15 protein-coding genes are annotated in these 16439 nt (G+C 62.1%); 3 read left to right on the top strand and 12 right to left on the bottom strand.

Annotated elements, in window-relative coordinates; all coding sequences use genetic code 11:
• Nucleotides 1-91: 91 nt before the first annotated feature.
• A complete protein-coding gene (locus CRO18_RS12245) occupies nt 92-1495 on the top strand; it encodes a hypothetical protein (RefSeq protein WP_170952654.1) in 1404 nt (467 codons plus the stop codon).
• 92 nt (nt 1496-1587) lie between these two features.
• On the opposite strand, the gene CRO18_RS12240 is transcribed toward CRO18_RS12245, so the two are convergent.
• The 3 genes from CRO18_RS12240 to CRO18_RS12230 form a co-directional block, all read right to left on the bottom strand.
• Complete coding sequence (locus tag CRO18_RS12240) at nt 1588-1908, bottom strand: DUF6280 family protein (RefSeq protein WP_076483818.1); 321 nt, start codon at nt 1906-1908, stop codon at nt 1588-1590.
• Between the two features lie 307 nt (nt 1909-2215).
• Nucleotides 2216-2947: a folate-binding protein YgfZ gene (locus CRO18_RS12235; RefSeq protein ID WP_097082322.1), complete on the bottom strand. Its 732-nt coding sequence runs from the start codon at nt 2945-2947 to the stop codon at nt 2216-2218.
• A gap of 34 nt (nt 2948-2981) precedes the next feature.
• Complete coding sequence (locus CRO18_RS12230; protein WP_097082390.1) at nt 2982-4646, bottom strand: ABC transporter ATP-binding protein; 1665 nt, start codon at nt 4644-4646, stop codon at nt 2982-2984.
• A 254-nt stretch (nt 4647-4900) separates the two neighbouring features.
• Between CRO18_RS12230 and CRO18_RS12225 the strand changes: the two genes are divergently transcribed.
• Nucleotides 4901-6103, top strand: coding sequence for an alanine--glyoxylate aminotransferase family protein (locus CRO18_RS12225; RefSeq protein WP_097082321.1), 1203 nt, complete (start codon nt 4901-4903; stop codon nt 6101-6103).
• Nucleotides 6104-6106: 3 nt separating this feature from the next.
• Here the strand turns inward: CRO18_RS12225 and CRO18_RS12220 are convergent, their stop codons facing one another.
• From CRO18_RS12220 to CRO18_RS12210, 3 genes are all read right to left on the bottom strand, one after another.
• Nucleotides 6107-6493 carry a DUF305 domain-containing protein gene (locus CRO18_RS12220; RefSeq protein ID WP_170952653.1) on the bottom strand — a complete coding sequence of 129 codons (387 nt, stop codon included), beginning with the start codon at nt 6491-6493 and terminating at the stop codon, nt 6107-6109.
• 120 nt (nt 6494-6613) lie between these two features.
• Entirely contained in the window at nt 6614-7009 is a 396-nt protein-coding gene (locus tag CRO18_RS12215; protein WP_097082319.1) for a DUF6858 family protein, read from the bottom strand.
• A gap of 58 nt (nt 7010-7067) precedes the next feature.
• Complete coding sequence (locus CRO18_RS12210; protein WP_097082318.1) at nt 7068-8186, bottom strand: pyridoxal phosphate-dependent aminotransferase; 1119 nt, start codon at nt 8184-8186, stop codon at nt 7068-7070.
• A gap of 107 nt (nt 8187-8293) precedes the next feature.
• On the opposite strand from CRO18_RS12210, the gene CRO18_RS12205 reads away from it, so the two are divergent.
• The gene (locus CRO18_RS12205) at nt 8294-9079 is read left to right on the top strand and encodes a crotonase/enoyl-CoA hydratase family protein (protein WP_097082389.1); all 786 of its coding nucleotides are present in this window, start codon (nt 8294-8296) and stop codon (nt 9077-9079) included.
• Between the two features lie 18 nt (nt 9080-9097).
• On the opposite strand, the gene CRO18_RS12200 is transcribed toward CRO18_RS12205, so the two are convergent.
• The 6 genes from CRO18_RS12200 to topA all read right to left on the bottom strand — a co-directional run bounded on the left by CRO18_RS12200 (nt 9098) and on the right by topA (nt 16369).
• Nucleotides 9098-9829 (bottom strand): SDR family oxidoreductase, encoded by a 732-nt coding sequence (locus CRO18_RS12200; protein ID WP_097082317.1) that lies wholly within the window; start codon nt 9827-9829, stop codon nt 9098-9100.
• 3 nt (nt 9830-9832) lie between these two features.
• Nucleotides 9833-11125 (bottom strand): FAD-binding oxidoreductase, encoded by a 1293-nt coding sequence (locus tag CRO18_RS12195; RefSeq protein ID WP_097082316.1) that lies wholly within the window; start codon nt 11123-11125, stop codon nt 9833-9835.
• Nucleotides 11122-12123, bottom strand: a complete 1002-nt coding sequence (locus CRO18_RS12190; protein ID WP_349290223.1) for a lysylphosphatidylglycerol synthase transmembrane domain-containing protein — start codon at nt 12121-12123, stop codon at nt 11122-11124. Before CRO18_RS12190 ends, CRO18_RS12195 begins: the two co-directional genes overlap by 4 nt.
• 111 nt (nt 12124-12234) lie before the next feature.
• Nucleotides 12235-12864, bottom strand: coding sequence for a CoA transferase subunit B (locus tag CRO18_RS12185; protein ID WP_076483808.1), 630 nt, complete (start codon nt 12862-12864; stop codon nt 12235-12237).
• A gap of 2 nt (nt 12865-12866) precedes the next feature.
• Complete coding sequence (locus CRO18_RS12180; protein WP_097082314.1) at nt 12867-13619, bottom strand: CoA transferase subunit A; 753 nt, start codon at nt 13617-13619, stop codon at nt 12867-12869.
• A 77-nt stretch (nt 13620-13696) separates the two neighbouring features.
• Complete coding sequence (gene topA / locus CRO18_RS12175) at nt 13697-16369, bottom strand: type I DNA topoisomerase (protein WP_097082313.1); 2673 nt, start codon at nt 16367-16369, stop codon at nt 13697-13699.
• Between the last annotated feature and the right edge of the window lie 70 nt (nt 16370-16439).

The following is a 16439-nucleotide window of genomic DNA, read 5'->3' as shown; positions in this document are numbered from 1 at the left end:
CTTCGTTCGGGCAACAGCCCGGATATGAGGGATTCTGCTTACACCAAAAGGCTGGACAGACGTGCAGTCGGATCGCAGGATTGAGGGCATGATGTCGGAAACCGAGACGAATATCGAAATCGAAGATGTGCTGGCGTCGATCCGGCGGCTGGTATCGAGTGACGTGAGCCCTTCACGCTCCTCGGCTGTGCCGCATCGAAGCGCCGCCGTCGCGATGCCCCTTCATGCGCCGGAGCCGGAGCCCGTTGCCGAACCCGAAGTGATGGCCGAGCCGGAAGCCGCGCTGGAACCGGAGGTTGTGGCTGAGCCCGAGCCGGTGATGGACGCTGTTGCCGAAGAACCGGTGGAAGATGTAGCGCCCGAGCCGCCGATGGTTCTGCAAGCCGCGCTTGAGCTGCCCGAGGCACCGATCGAGTCTCTTGCCGACGCATTCCCCGAGCCAGAGATGCCCGCGTTTGAACCGGTTGTCGACGCGGTCGCAGATGTGTCTGAGGCCGAGGTTTCGGAAGCGACGGATCAAGCCGATGACTTTCTGGTCCTGAGTCCGGCGTTGCGGATTGATGAGACCGATGCAGAAGAACTGCCCGACACCGGGCTTGCGGAGCCGGACCCCATGGCTGACGATGCCCCCGTGATGGCGGAGGCGCCCGTCGAAGTCGCGCCGCAACCGCGTGTGTTGACCGAGGCGGAAGCCCTTTTGGCAGAGGCGGAGGCCGCGCTGGAAGGCTCTGGCGCGCTGCTTGAGGCATCTGCGGTGCTTGATGGCGCGGATGATATGGACGCCGACGTCGCGCTGCCCGAGGCTCCGGCCAAAGACGATCTGGGCGATGAACTTGCGCGTCTGGAAAGCACAATTGCCGAGCTTGAGGCCGCGGTGGCCGAAAGCGACACCGAGTTTGAACCCGAAGAAGGCCACCCCTTCGTGGCCGAGGGCGCGGCGCCTTTGACGGAACTGCCGGAAGCCTTTGACGAGGCCGCCTTGGGCACGCAGGAACCGGCCTATGAGGCCGAGCTGGAAGCCATCTTGGAAGAGGCGCCTTCGATCAGCGAAGACGAGGCCGATGCCGCTTTTGCTGCCGAACAAGCCGACCCCGATCTTGAGGATGCCGCTTGGGCGGAAGCCGAGACGGAAAGCGTGGGCATGGATTGGGCGGAAGCGACGCTGAACCTTGCGCGTGGTGCCGCGCCGCGTCGGCTCAGCCTCGAAGATGCTGAGGAAGTCGAACAGCATGTTTCGTCGCGCCGCTCTACCTATGACAGCCTGCGTGAAGAACTGGATGCGGATGCCGCCTATTACGATGCGGATATGATCGAGGATGACACCCAGTTTGCCAGCGATGAACGGCTGCTCGATGAAGCCGCGCTGCGCGACATGGTGGGCCAGATGGTGCGTGACGAATTGCGGGGCGCGCTTGGCGAGCGGATCACGCAAAACGTCCGCAAACTTGTGCGCCGCGAAATTCAGCGTGCGCTGATGGGGCAGGGCTACGAATAAGCGGCCCCACCGCTTTCCCTTTGATGGACAAAAAGCAAACGGCGTGCCCGAGGGAGGACACGCCGTTCGCTAATGCCATATCTGGCTGGGGCTTACGCCGCTTCGGCTTCTTCCGCCGCCATGCGCCGTTCGCTTTCTTCGCGCGAGAGCGCAACAGAAGTCCGCACACCTTTGGTGACGAATTCCATCAGGCCTTTCACCACGCGCTCGTTCGGGTCGATCCCGGCGCAGGACAGCACTTCGCGTCCATCGCGCGACCGCGCCCAACGGGCGATCTGCTCGGGGCCGTTGCCGTATTTCTTGTCATCGGCAATCGCATCATCGAGCGCGGCGAGCACGACGGCGGCAAAAAGCTTCCGTGCGCGTTGGCCTTGCTCATAGTTGAATGCGGAGCCGTCAACGAAATCGCGCATTTTCTGTCCTTTTTATTGCTCTTGCGTTTCCTGGCGTGGCGGCCATCTACGGCGCTTGGGACGTGATTCGATATGCCCCCAAACACATGGCTGCCATGCGTGTAATGCATGGGTGGGTTCTCGTGGTCCCGGATTTAGCGCCTGTTAACGAGAACAACCGGCCATATATGGTCAGTTTGACCAAGCGTTCAAGGTTCTTTTCCGCAAAACGCGTGCCGGGTGCTTGTGTTTCACGTCATCTTGTGTTCGCGCATCGCAACGCCTTGTTAGGGCTGATAGCGCCCGGCTCGCGGTCTTGTGAAGGCGGTTAGGCCTCTGTGGCGCTCAGTTCCGCATCGCCTGCACGCAGCGGACCCGCGAGCGCATCATGGCGGATCTGGGCCAAAGCGAAGCCCTGCGCTTGGGTATAAAGCGTGCCGACCGTTTTCCCCTCGGCCTCAATCGGTGTGCCAACAGGCGCGGCGCCCACAATTTTCAGCCGCACCAGCCCTTTGCGCAATTCGGTCTTGTGCTTCATGCGCGCGGTGACCTCTTGGCCAACATAGCAGCCCTTGCGGAAATCCACGCCATTGAGCCGTTCAAACCCGGCTTCAAGGATATAGGTCTCGGGCGTTAGTTCGATCCCGGTTTCCGGGATCATATGGGCAACGCGCAGCGCGTCCCAATCGGTGCCATCATCGCCCGCCTCTGAACCGTAAAGCCGCCAGCCAAGCTCTGGGTGGCGCGGGTCTTGCACCGCGCCTTCGGGCGCGGGTCCGGTGCCGCGCGCGACTTGCAAATCGGTCGGGCTGATCGCCACATCCGCGCGCAGCTTATACATCATCAGCCGCTTCACGGTGGCCTCAGCCAAACTGGAATCAATGTCCAAAAGCACGCTGTCGCCTTGGGGCACCAAAAAGAAATCCGCCAGATACTTCCCCTGCGGCGTCAACAAAGCCGCATAGATCGGCCCTTCGGAAAGCTTCTTCACATCGTTGCTGACAAGCCCTTGCAGGAAATGCACGCGATCCGGGCCGGAAATTTCATAAATACTGCGCATGGTTGCCTCCTTCCCCCGATATGGGCGGGGACTGTCATTCGACAAGTTGCATCTTGCACAGGGTGGCATAGGCACCGCCTTGTGCCATCAGCACATCATGCGTGCCTTCCTCAACAACCTGTCCTTCGTTGATCACGACGATTTTGTCAGCATCACGCACAGTAGACAGGCGGTGCGCAATCACCAAAGTGGTGCGGCCTTCCGAAAGCCGCGAGAGCGCTTGCGCCACCTTCGCCTCAGAGGCGGTGTCGAGGGCCGAGGTGGCCTCATCCAACAGCAAAATCGGTGCATCGCGCAGCACCGCGCGGGCAATCGCCACCCGCTGACGCTGGCCGCCAGAAAGCGCCGAGCCGCGCGGCCCTGCGGGCGTATCAAGCCCGGCGGGCAGCGCATCGACGAATTCCGAGACATAGGCCACATCAAGCGCATTTCGCAGCTCTGCCTCGCTGATATCGCTGCGCCCAAGCAACACGTTTTCGCGGATCGTTTCGTCAAAAAGCGCCGCGTCTTGGCTGACCGAGGCAAACATCTGCCGCAGCGCCACCAGATCCACCGCTGTCACCGGCACGCCGCCCACAGAGATCGTGCCCGATTGGGCGTCGATCAGGCGGGTCAGCAGGTTGAACACGCTCGACTTGCCCGCGCCCGAGGGGCCAACAAGCGCCGTGGTCTTGCCCGCCTCTGCGGTGAAGGACAGCCCGCGCAAAACCGGTTTCGTCCCATAGGAAAAGCGCACATCGTCAAACTGCACTGCGGTGGTTGCGGGTTTGGGGAGCGGCGCGGCGGGGGTTTGCACCGAAGGCTGAATGTCAAACACCAGATAGAGCCGCTCAAGGCTCGCCGCAGCAATTTGCCAAGTGCCAGACAGTCCGCCAAGCCGCCGCAAGGGTTGGAAAGCCAGCGCCATCGCCGTGAAAAAGGACATGAACTCGCCCACGGTGCGCTTGCCCTCAACGATTTCGGGAGCGCCTAGTACCAGAACGGCAAAGAAGCCAAGCCCGGTCACAAGGTCGATCAATGCCGGGATCGTCGATTGCGAAAGCGTCATTTTGACGAGCGCTTTGCGGATCGCGACCACCAGCTTTTCAAACCGTTCCGTCTGATAGGCTTCCATCTGGTAGAGCTTCACAGCCGAGATGCCGTGAAAAACCTCATCCAGCCGGGTGGCGCGGTCGCCCGATTGCGTGCGCATTTGCTGGGTTTTGCGCCGAATATAGCGTTGTGCCAGCGCGATCGGGGCTACCAGAAGCGGTGCGCCGACCAGCGCCGCCAAAGTCCAGCGCCAGTCGATGGAAACGGCCACTGTGAAAAGCGAAATCAGCGCCACCGCGTCGCGCCCGGCGCCGGTGATAAACACCTGCCACACGCCTTGCACGGCCATCGTGTCGCCCTGCACCCGCTCGATCAGGGCACCGGGCGGGTTGTCTTGAAAGAAGCTTTGATCCAGCCGCAGGATGTGGCGCAACAGGTCCACTTGCATCGCGCTTGAAGAGCGTTGGGCAACATCCGTCAGCAAGCCGCGCGCGCCGACCGAGGTGACCGCACGGATGGCAAAAAGTGAAAAGATCACCCCGCCAACGACCCAGATCAGGCTCGATTGGCCGGCGGCAAAAACCTTGTCGAAAAGCGGCTCAAGCATCCAACTCAGCACGCCAAGGCAGGCCCCTTCGACCGCCATCAAAAGCCCGGCCAGCGCCATTTTCGGCCAATGCTCACGCAGATAGCCGCGCCAGATGCGCCCAAAAAGAACGCGCGAACTATAGGCCGCCTTCGGCGCGGTATCTTTTGGCTGGGTCACGCGGTCCTCTGACGGATGAATTCTGGCTAGGTTTGGGATAGCGCGATTGCCCTTTGGCGGCAAGGCAGGCGGGATTTGTGACCGTTACAAGCCCAAACGTTGACCACCCCCGCGCGGCTCACTACCGATAGTGCGTTCAAGCCCGGAGATCTGTCATGAGCCTTGCCCACGGTCGTTCCTATCTTGCCATTCCCGGCCCTTCGGTGATGCCCGAACGCGTGTTGGCGGCGATGCACCGCTCGGCCCCGAATATCTATGAAGGCGATCTGGTCGATCTAACCGGGCAGGTGGTGGCCGATCTGCGCCGTGTGGCGCTTAGCACGAGCCATGTCGCGATTTACATCTGCAACGGCCACGGCACGTGGGAGGCGAGCATCGCCAATATCTTCAGTCGGGGCGACAAGGTGCTGTCTTTGCAAACCGGGCGCTTTGGGCAGGGCTGGGCCGCGCAGGCGGAGGCGATGGGGGTGACGGTCGAGGCGCTTGATTTTGGGCTCACCACGCCGGTGGACCCGAACCGGGTCGAGGCCGCTTTGCGCGCCGATACGGGCCATGACATCAAGGCCGTGTTCCTCACCCATGTCGATACCGCGACCTCGATCCGCAATGATGTGGCGGCGGTGCGTGCGGCAATGGATGCGGCGGGGCACCCGGCGCTTTTGGCGGTCGATTGTATTGCTTCGCTGGCTTGCGATGCGTTCCGGTTTGATGATTGGGGCGTCGATGTGATGATCGCGGCCAGCCAAAAGGGGCTGATGGTGCCGCCGGGGCTCGGCTTTGTCTGGGTGTCCGATAAGGCGCTTGCGGTGAGCCGCAGCGCCGATCTGCGCACGCCTTATTGGGATTGGGCGCCGCGCATCGCGCCAGATTTCTACTACCAACATTTCTGTGGCACCGCGCCGACGCATCACCTTTTCGGCATGGCGGAATCGCTCAAGATGATCTTGGACGAAGAAGGTCTGCCGCATGTTTGGGCGCGCCACCAGGCCCTCGCACGCGCTGTGGCGGCGGCCTTTGAGGCTTGGGGGCAGGGCGGAGATCTGGCGCTCAATGTCGCTGATCCGGCGTTCCGGGCGGGCTCTGTCACCGCCGCGCGGATCGGGCAGGGCGGGGCCGAACGGCTGCGCCGCTGGTGCGAGGCGGAAGCGGGCGTGACGCTGGGCATTGGGCTTGGCATGGCGGCGATGGGCAGCGCCGAGGCCGATGATTTTCTGCGCGTCGCACATATGGGCCATGTGAACGCGCATATGACCCTTGGCGTGCTTGCGGTGATGGAGGCAGGGCTTCAGGCGCTCAACATCCCGCATGGCGCGGGCGGCATTCAGGCGGCAGCCGCAGTGGTGGCCGCGGGCGCTTAAGCCTTAGGGCTGGCCATGCTTTTCGAGCCAGCCCATCAGCCACTCAATCTCGGCTTGATCTTGGGCTGCCATTGCCTCGGCGCGGTGGCGCAAGTCTGGATCGGCGCCGTTCTCAACAACGATCTGCGCCATATCCACGGCGGCTTGTTTTTGTGGCAGCAGACTGCGGACAAAATCCAGATCGGCATTGCCGGTATAGGGGGCGGCCATGTCGGTGGCCATTCGCGCCTTTGCCGCCTCAAACGCTGCGGTTGAGGGGGCCGCATCGGCGGTGGCAGTGGCTGCGCTGCGCATCACCGGTGCGGGCAGATCATCGGCATAGGCCCCAAAGGCCAGCGCGAAAGCCAAGGGGCTGAGCAAAGCGATATGACGACGGGTACGGGGGGACATGGACGACTCCTTCATCGGTGCCGTCACAGTGGCGCGCCAGAGCGGGCGCATCAAATCAAGGCCGCGCGAGAGACGCGTGAGCCCGCCCCAAAAGGCGCAGGCTCGCAAGGTGTTGAAGTCTTAGGCTTTCAGATCGGCAAGCGATTTGCACCAAGCTTCCATTTCCTTCGTCGCCAGTTCCATCGGCGGCTCAAGGAAGGTCAGGTGGAACGCATCGCCCAGATCGGCCACGCCAATCGCGCGCGGGCGCACGGCCAGCACATGGGCATTGGGCAGCGCGACGCCAAAGCAGAAAACGATGTTCTGCGCGGCCAAGATCGAGCGGTCAATCGTGCCTTCAATCGCGGTCGTATGCGCGTAATGGTCGAAGGTGGCGATATAGGCGACCTTGGGGTGGGCGTCGATTTTCTCTTTCAGCTTGGCCATCACGTCATCGACGGTGGCGCAGCTGGTTTCTGCCTTCGGCAGGGTCAGATCGAAGACCGGATATTTCTCCATCAGCAAATACTGTTTCATGTCTGACCTTTCCCTTGGATGTATCTTTTAGAATGGCTGCACAGGGTTGACGAGCGGGTCAACCGGACGTTCTGTCGCGGGCGCGTTTTAGGGCGCTAGGCAGCGCGGTGGCGAGGGCCTTCATCTCTGCCTCTGGGCCGCAAGAAATGCGGATGCAGCGGTCTTGTGGGGCCACGGCGGGCTTGCGGACAAACACATCGGCGGCGGCCAATTCTTCCAAAACCGCTGTGGCAAAAGCCCCGTCTTGCCCGCAATCCACCGCCACGAAATTAGTGGCCGAAGGAAGCGGCGTAAGCCCATTGTCGCGTGCGATTTGCGCGATGGTTTCGCGCGCGCCGTCCACCAAGCGGCGCATATAGGCCAGCCATGTCGTGTCAGAAAGCGCGGCTAGAGCCCCCGCTTGGGAAATACGGCTCATGCCGAAATGATTGCGGATCTTGTCAAAGGCGGAAATCAGATCGGGGTGGCCAAGCGCATAGCCCACCCGCGCGCCCGCCAGCCCATGCGCCTTGGAAAAGGTGCGCATCCGGATCACGCGCGGGTCATCGGCGTCGATCGGGGCTTCGGTGCCCTCAGGTGCCAGTTCAACATAGGCTTCATCCAGCACCATCAAGGTGCCTTCGGGCACCTGCGCCACCATATCGGCAATGGTTTGGCCGGGGTGATGCGAGGCCATCGGGTTATCGGGGTTGGCGATATACATCAGCTTGGGACGCAGCGCGATGGCCTTGGCCAAAAGCGCCTGCGGGTCTTCATGGTCGCCCGTATAGGGGACTGTGTGCAGCACCCCGCCAAACCCCGCCACATGGAAGTTGAAGGTTGGATAGGCCCCTTCGGACGTGACCACCGGGTCACCGGGTTCCAACAGCAGGCGGCAGAGATAGCCCAAAAGCCCGTCGATCCCTTCGCCAATGACCACGTTTTCGGGGCGGCAACCGTGATGCGCGGCGAGTGCTGCCTTCAGGTCATGCACCTCCGGGTCGCCATACATCCACGCATCGCCTGCCGCTGCGGCCATTGCCGCAATCGCGCGCGGCGAGGGGCCAAAGCCGTTTTCATTCGCGCCAAGCCGCGCGGCAAAGGGGCGGCCACGGGCACGCTCCTGCGCTTCAGGGCCGACAAAGGGCACGGTGGCGGGCAGGGCGGCAACAAGCGGGGTGTAACGGGGCTGGGTCATAAGCCTTATGGCTAGGGGCAAAGCGCAAAGCCGTAAAGCATGTTTCGCAGCGTCATGCGCGCGCGGGGGCGGGCTTTGTGCTTGGATGGTGCAAAGCGGAGGGGATGATGAACCGGGTCAGTGTAAAACGCGCGGGAGGCGTGGCCGTGGTGCGGCTCAACCGCCCCGAAAAGATGAATGCGGTCGATTTTGAGATGATCGATGCGGTCATTGCAGCGGCAGAGGATTTGGCGGCCGACTCAGCCCTGCGCGCTGTGGTGCTTACGGGCGAGGGGCGCGCCTTTTGCGCGGGGCTTGATGTGGCGAATTTCTCGGCCCTTGCTTTGGGTGACCCCGAGGGGCTGATCATGCCGCGCAGTCATGGGGCGGCAAACCGGTTTCAGCAGTTTTCTTTGTGTTGGCGGGCGCTGCCGGTGCCGGTTATTGCGGCGCTCCATGGCGTGGCTTTTGGCGCGGGTCTGCAACTGGCTGCGGGGGCCGATTTGCGCATTGCCGCGCCGGGCACGCGGCTGTCGATCATGGAAATGAAATGGGGCCTTGTGCCCGATATGGGCGGCATGGTGACCCTGCCCGAGATTTTGCGCGCCGATCATCTGCGTCGCATGACATGGACGGCCGAGGAAGTGAGCGCCGAAGAGGCGCTGCAAATTGGTCTCGTGACCGAGATTGCCGAAGATCCTCTCGCTCGTGCAATGGCGTTGGCGCAGGTGATTGCGGGCAAATCTCCCTCGGCCATTCGTGCGGCGAAGCGGTTGATTGAGGTCGCCTATACCGCACCCGAGGCAGAGGTGCTGGAGCGCGAAAGCCGCGAGCAGACCGATCTGATCGGGAAACCCGATCAGATGGAGGTGATTGCCGCGAATATGCAGGGCCGCGCGCCAAAGTTTGACTAGGCGCGCGCCAGTCTGCCGTTAGATCGACATTTTCTTGAAGATCGGCTCCGGGATCGCGCGGATCACCATCATGATGAAATACCAGATCCGTGCGGTGTAAAGCACATTGGCGCGCCGTTCGATGCCGCCCATGATATCTTCGGCTACTTGCTCGGGTTTGGCCATGAAGGGCAGTTTCATTCCCGCCGTCATGCGTGTTTCCACCGGGCCGGGTTTCACCGTCATCACATGCACGCCCTTGCGGCCAAGCCGGTTGCGCAGGCCCGAAAGATAGGTCGCAAAGCCCGCCTTCGCGGCACCATAGACATAGTTGCCCACGCGGCCACGGTCGCCCGCGACCGAGCCCACGCCCACAATCACGCCCTCGCCGCGGGCTTCCATTACGGGCGCAAGCAGCGACAGGAATTTGGCCGGGCCGGTGAAATTGTCGGTCACCACCTCGTCGATCAGCATGGGGTCGGCATCAATTGCGCTTTGCTCGGGCATGGTGCCGACAAAACAGGCAAGGTTCAGCACGCCTTGCGTGGCGGCGAGTTTGTCGATCAGCGCGGGGAAGGCGGCGGTGTCGCGGATGTTGAAGGCAATCACCTCCACCTCGGCGGCGCCACGCAATTTGCAGTCTTTCGCGAGCGTTTCCAGCTCTTCCATATCACGGCCCGCCAGCATCAGCCGGGCGCCATCAATGGCCAAGCGGCGCAGGAAGGGGCGGGCCATGCCAGAGGTGGCCCCGAGTACGATCCAGTTTTGCATGCCTCAGGCACTCCTCAGGTTCAAGCGTCTCACAAGGTCGGTTTGATAGGCGCCGGTCGGGTCGGCGCGGGCGACCTCTTCCTGCCAGAGATTAAGCTCTGGATACATTGTGCGGATGCGCGCACCCTCGGCCAAAGCATCTTTGGCAAAGTAAAGCCGCCCGCCCGCCTCAGCCGTTTCAATCTCTAGTGTGCGGATCAAATCACGCGCGGCGCTACGGTTTGGGAAGTCGATGGCGAGCGTATAGCCCTCCATCGGGAAGCTAAGGTAACCGGCGCGCCCCGCCCCCATGCGTTTAAGCACCGCTAAGGGGGAGGCAAGGCCCGAAGTGGAGATCCGCTCCATCATCGCGCGCAGCGCACGGGCCGAGGAAAGCGGCACCACGCATTGAAACTGGTGAAAGCCGCGCCGCCCATAAAGGCGGTTCCAGTCGTGGATTTTATCGAGCGGAAAGAAGAAATCCGCCATCGGGCGCGCAATGGTGCGGCCATGCGCGGGCACGCGGTGGTAATAGGCTTGGTTGAAGGCGCGCACGACGGGCGAAGACAGCGCAAAATGCGGCGCATCAAGCGGCACTTTCGCGGTGCGCTTGCGTTCTTTCACCAAGCCTTTGCCGATCTCGCCTTCTTCGACAATGCCACGCCCCATCGCGGGGCCGGTCGCGGTCGCATCAATCCAGCCAACGGTATAGCTGGCTTCAGAGGCATCCAAGAACGCAAGATGCTCTTCCCAGTTGCGCGCGCGGCGTTCGGTGACCAGCATCAGATTGCCATCGCAACGCTTCAGCCGCAGCGTGGCGCGCAAAATCACCCCGGTTTGGCCAAGCCCGCCAACGGTGGCTTGAAACAGCGCTGTGCCGGGGGTGGCGGTCAGTTCGACCCCATTTTGCAACAGCACAATCTCGGTCACATGCGCGCCAAAGCTGCCAACGTGATGGTGGTTTTTGCCATGCACGTCTTGCGCGATGCAGCCGCCCACGGTGGCAAAGCCGGTGCCGGGCATCACCGCCGGAATCCAGCCTTGCGGCACGAAGGCGGTGGCGACATCGCCGATCCGGGCGCCTGCTTCAACGGTTAGGCAGCCTGTTTCCGGGTCAAAGGCCAGAAACCGATCAAAGCCGCTCATATCCACCATTGCCCCACCTGAATTGAGCGGCGCATCGCCATAGGAGCGGCGCATCCCAAAAGCGGGCGTTGGCGGCAACTCAGCCAGATGGCGGAGTTTTTCGGGGCGGGCGACCGGGCCTTTGGCGCGCAGCGCGCGGCCCCAGCCGGTATAATGGGTGTCTTTGGTCATTGGCCGCCTCCTTGCGGCGCGTGGAGCGAGGCGCGCTCGGCGAGCGGAAAGACCGCAAGCCCGATCGCAATGGCAAACCAAAGCGTGGTGAGCCGGATCACCGCCGTTGCGGGGACAGAGACCTCAAGCGGGACGCCATCAAGGCTGAGAAGGGCGACCATCGCCGCCTCGGCGCCACCAAGCCCCCCCGGTGCGCCCGTGAGCCCGCCCGCGAGCGTGGAAAAGACAAAGATCGCGACCGCTTTCCAAAGCCCGATTTCGGCCCCCATAAAGCCCAAAAGCAGATGGAAGGCATAGCCCTCTGCCATCCAACCCGCAAAGCCAAGCGTGAGCGCAAGCGCCAGCGTCGGGCCGTGGCTGAACCGTGCAAGCGAGCGCGCGGCCTGACGGGCGCGGGCAAAAAGGCGCGGCAAGCGGCCCAAGGCGCGATAGGCGAGCGTAACAAGTGCGGCGAGGAGTTTGGGGCGCGTGGCGACCACCGCAGCAGCAAGCGCAAGCACTGTCACCGGCAGTGCGCCCGCAATCCCGCCTGCGGCGAGCGAAATGGCCAGTGCCAAGATCAGCCCCATCACCGCCAGATCACCGGCGCGGTCCATCAGCACCAAGGGCGCGGTGCGTTCGACCGCCCAGCCGGTTTCGCGTTTGAGCCAGCGCATCCGCACCAATTCCCCCACTCGGCCCGGCGTGACCGACATGGCAAAGCCGCCAAGGTAGTGGCGGAAATCTTGGGCGAGATGTGTCGGCAGCCCCAAACGGCGTGCCAAAATGTGCCAGCGCAGGCCGCGCATCCCGTAATTGGCAAGCGACAGGCCCAAAAGCGCGATGATCTGCCAAAGATGCAGGCGAGTCAGTTGCGCCCAAGTTTCTTCCCAGCCCGTGGCCGAGGCAAGACCCGCAAGCCCAAGGCCCACCAGCGCCAAAAGCCCGAGGATCAGCGCTTTGTCGCGCCAACGGCGGAGGGAGGAAGGGGCAGGGGGCGTATTTTGGCTCAGGCTCATCATTGCCCTGCATCTAGTGGTTAATTGGGGCAGGAATATGATGTTGTTGCGGGTTCGCGAACAATTTTAACGAAGAAAAGCCCCGCGTTGGGCGGGGCTTTTGCAGTTTGCTTAGTCGACGATGGTGGCCTCGGTCGCGGCGCGCAACTCTGCCTCTGTCACGCCATCAGCGAGTTCCACAATTTTCAACCCGCCCGGCACGACATCCATCACGCCAAGGTTGGAGATGATCCGGTCCACAACCGCTTTACCGGTGAGCGGCAGGGTGCATTTGTGCAAGACCTTGGAATCGCCGTGCTTGTTGGTGTGATCCATCACAACCACCACGCGCTTGACGCCAGCCACAAGATCCATCGCCCCGCCCATGCCTTTGACGAGCTTGCCGGGGATCATCCAGTTCGCCAGATCACCCTCTTCGCTGACTTCCATCGCGCCCAAAATCGCCATCGCGATCTTGCCACCACGGATCATGCCAAAGCTGGTGGCACTGTCGAAATAGGCGGTTTGCGGCAGTTCGGTGATGGTTTGCTTGCCCGCGTTGATCAGGTCGGGGTCTTCTTCGCCCTCATAGGGGAAGGGGCCCATGCCCAGCATGCCGTTTTCCGATTGCAGCGTGACCGAGACGCCTTCGGGGATGAAGTTCGGCACCAAGGTCGGAATGCCGATGCCAAGGTTCACATAGGTGCCGTCTTTGAGCTCTTTCGCGGCGCGCGCCGCCATTTGGTTGCGATCCCACGCCATGATCACGCCTCCCCTTTGTCGCCGCAGCCGCCACCGGCCCCCGCCGGGGTGGGGGCATCCGCGCGTTTGCGCGTGGTGCGCTGCTCAATGCGCTTTTCATGCTGGCCCTGCACAAGGCGGTGCACATAGATGCCCGGCAGGTGGATGTGGTCGGGGTCAAGGCTGCCCACCGGCACGATTTCTTCAACCTCCATCACGCAGACCTTGCCGCACATCGCGGCGGGCGGGTTGAAGTTGCGCGCGGTCTTGCGGAAAATCGCATTGCCCGAAGTGTCGGCCTTCCACGCTTTGACGATCGAGACATCGGCGAAGATGCCAGTTTCCAGAATATAGGTCTCGCCGTTGAAGTCTTTGTGCTCTTTGCCCTCGGCAATCACCGTGCCGACGCCGGTCTTGGTGTAAAAGCCCGGAATACCGTGGCCCGCCGCGCGCATCCGCTCGGCCAAAGTGCCTTGGGGGTTAAACTCCAGCTCCAACTCACCCGACAGATATTGCCGCATAAATTCGGCATTCTCGCCCACATAAGACGAGATCATCTTCTTGATTTGCTTGGTGTCGAGCAGCTTGCCCAGACCGAAGCCATCGACGCCGCAGTTGTTCGAGGCGATGGTGATATCCTTCGCCCCGCTTTCGACCAGCGCATCAATGCAAAGCTCCGGGATCCCACATAGGCCAAACCCTCCCGCGGCCAGTGTCATCCCGTCGAACAGAAGCCCCTCAAGGGCCTCTTTCGCCGAGCCATATATTTTGTTCATCTAAACCTCCCGAAATCCCTTCGGAAAGTTGTGACGAAGCCCGGGGCGCAAGTCAATTGCCGCGTTGCGGCGTTGGCTCAGCCCTCAATCACGTCATCGCCGGGCGTTGGCTCGGCTGCTTTCTTGGGCGCTGCCTTTTTGGCGGGCGCTTTTTTCGCCGCAGTGGTTTTGCTGGCGGTTGTTTTCTTGGCGGTGGTCTTTTTCGCTGCCGTCGTTTTTTCGGCAGCCGCCTTTTTCGCGGGCGCTTTCTTGGCGGCGGGCTTTTTGGCGGTGGCTTTCTTGCCGCCTTTGCTGGCTTTCGCCTCCAGAAGCGGCAGCGCAATTTCCATCGTCACATCGGCGGGTTCAACGTCTTTGGGAAGCGTCGCATTGACCTTGCCCCATTTGACGTAGGGCCCATAGCGCCCCGGCATCACCTGCACCGGCCCGCCATCGGGGTGTTCGCCCAAATCTTTGAGCGGTTGCGCCGCAGCCCCCCGGCCCGGACCTCGGGCGAGTTTTTGCGCCAACACCTCAACCGCGCGGTTCATGCCAATGGTGAAGACCTCTTCGACATCGGGCAGGTTCGCATAGGTTTTGTTGTGCTTCACATAGGGGCCAAAGCGGCCAATCGCGGCTTCAACGGGTTCGCCATCTTCGGGGTGGGCCCCGATCTGGCGCGGCAATGATAGCAGCATCATCGCGCGCTCAAGGTCGATGCTTTCGGGCGACCAGCCTTTAGGCAGGCTCGCGCGCGGGGGTTTGGGCACCTCTTCGGAAGCTTCGCCCTTTTGCACATAAGGCCCAAAGCGGCCAATGCGGAGCGTGATATCTTGCCCTTCGTCTTGGCCCAGAACCTTGCCATCAAGGGCGGCGGTTTCATCATCGCCGGGGGCAGAGAGCGGGCGCGTATAGCGGCATTCGGGGTAATTGCCGCAGCCAATGAAAGCCCCGCCCGAACGCGCGGTTTTCAGGTGCAAGCGGCCCTCGTTGCACAGCGGGCAGGCGCGCGGATCGCCGCCATCGGCGCGCGGCGGGTAAAGGTGCGGGGCCAAAACCTCGTCGATTTTGGTCAGCACCTCGCCGATGCGCAGATCCGCTGTTTCGCCAATTGCGGCCGAGAAATCGCGCCAAAACCGGGCAAGCACCTCTTTATAGTGGCGATCCCCGGCAGAGATGTCGTCGAGCTCCGTCTCCATATCGGCGGTGAAATCATATTCTACATAGCGGCGGAAATAATTGGTCAGGAACGCCGTCACCAGCCGCCCGGTATCTTCGGGAATGAGCCGGTTCTTGTCTTTGCGGACATAGCCACGGTCCACGATCGTTGTCAGGATCGAGGCATAGGTGGAGGGCCGCCCAATGCCCAATTCTTCCATCCGTTTGACCAGTGTTGCCTCGGTGTAGCGCGGCGGCGGCTGGGTGAAGTGCTGCTCGGGCGTGATCTCGCCCTTCTTGGCGGGCTCGCCTTGCATGATTTGCGGCAGGCGCGCGCCGTCTTCGCCCTCATCATCATCGCGGCCTTGGTCGTAGATTTTGAGAAAGCCGTCAAAGGTCAGCACTTGGCCGGTGGCACGCAGTTCCACCTGACCATCGGCGGAGCCCACATCTACCGTGGTGCGCTCCATCATCGCCGCCGCCATTTGGCTGGCCAGCGTGCGCTTCCAGATCAGGTCGTAAAGCTTCCACTGATCATCGGCCAGTTTCAGCTTGTCGGGGCTGGTGCTCATATCGGTGGGGCGAATGCATTCGTGCGCCTCTTGCGCGTTCTTCGCCTTGTTTTTGTACATGCGCGGGCTGGAGGGAGCGTAATTATCCCCAAAGCGGCGTTTGATCTCGTCGCGCGCGGCCATCACCGCTTCGGGCGCCATATCAATGCCGTCAGTCCGCATATAGGTGATATGCCCCGCCTCATAGAGCCGCTGCGCCGCCGACATGCAGGCCTTGGCGCCCATGCCAAATTTACGGCTGGCCTCTTGTTGCAGGGTCGAGGTCATGAACGGCGGGTAGGGGTTGCGGCTGGCGGGTTTCGCCTCGACCGATTTCACCGTCAGATCGCGGCTTGTCACCGCTTGCACGGCGAGTTCCGCATCGGTGGCGGTGCCAAGGTCAAACTTATCGAGTTTTTTGCCGCCCAAAACGGTCAGACGCGCGGTGAAGCTCTGGCCGCGCGGCGTTTCCAGAACGGCACTCACCGTCCAATATTCGCGCGCCCGGAACGCCTCGATCTCCATTTCGCGTTCCACGATCAGCCGCAGGCAGACCGATTGAACCCGGCCTGCCGATTTGGCACCGGGCAGTTTGCGCCACAAAACGGGCGAGAGATTGAAGCCCACCAGATAATCGAGCGCGCGGCGGGCCAGATAGGCCTCGACCAGCGCCTGATCCACCTCGCGCGGCGCTTTCATCGCCTCGGTGATCGCGGATTTGGTGATCGCGTTAAAGGTGACGCGGCTCACCTTCTTCTTTTTCAGCTTGCTCGCGAGCGCCTCTTGCAGGTGCCACGAAATCGCCTCCCCCTCGCGATCAGGGTCGGTTGCGAGGATCAGTTCGTCATCGGAGGCCAATGCCTCGGCAATCGCGCGGATGTGCTTTTTCGAGTCGGAGGCAACCTCCCATTTCATCTCGAAATCATGCTCGGGATCGACAGAACCATCTTTGGGCGGCAGATCGCGCACATGCCCAAAAGAGGCCAGCACGGTGTAGTCATTGCCCAGATATTTGTTGATTGTCTTGGCCTTGGCGGGAGATTCGACAACGACAACGGCCATGACTTCCTCGTTCTTACGCTTCTCAATTCGCTGAGGGCGGACCATGCGGGGCGATTGGGGGGAATGTCAA

Source organism: Rhodobacter sp. JA431, assembly GCF_900217725.1.
Classification (GTDB): Bacteria; Pseudomonadota; Alphaproteobacteria; order Rhodobacterales; family Rhodobacteraceae; genus Rhodobacter; species Rhodobacter aestuarii.
The sequence above is the reverse complement of the archived record's forward strand: the minus strand, read 5'-3'. Positions and strand labels throughout refer to the sequence as shown.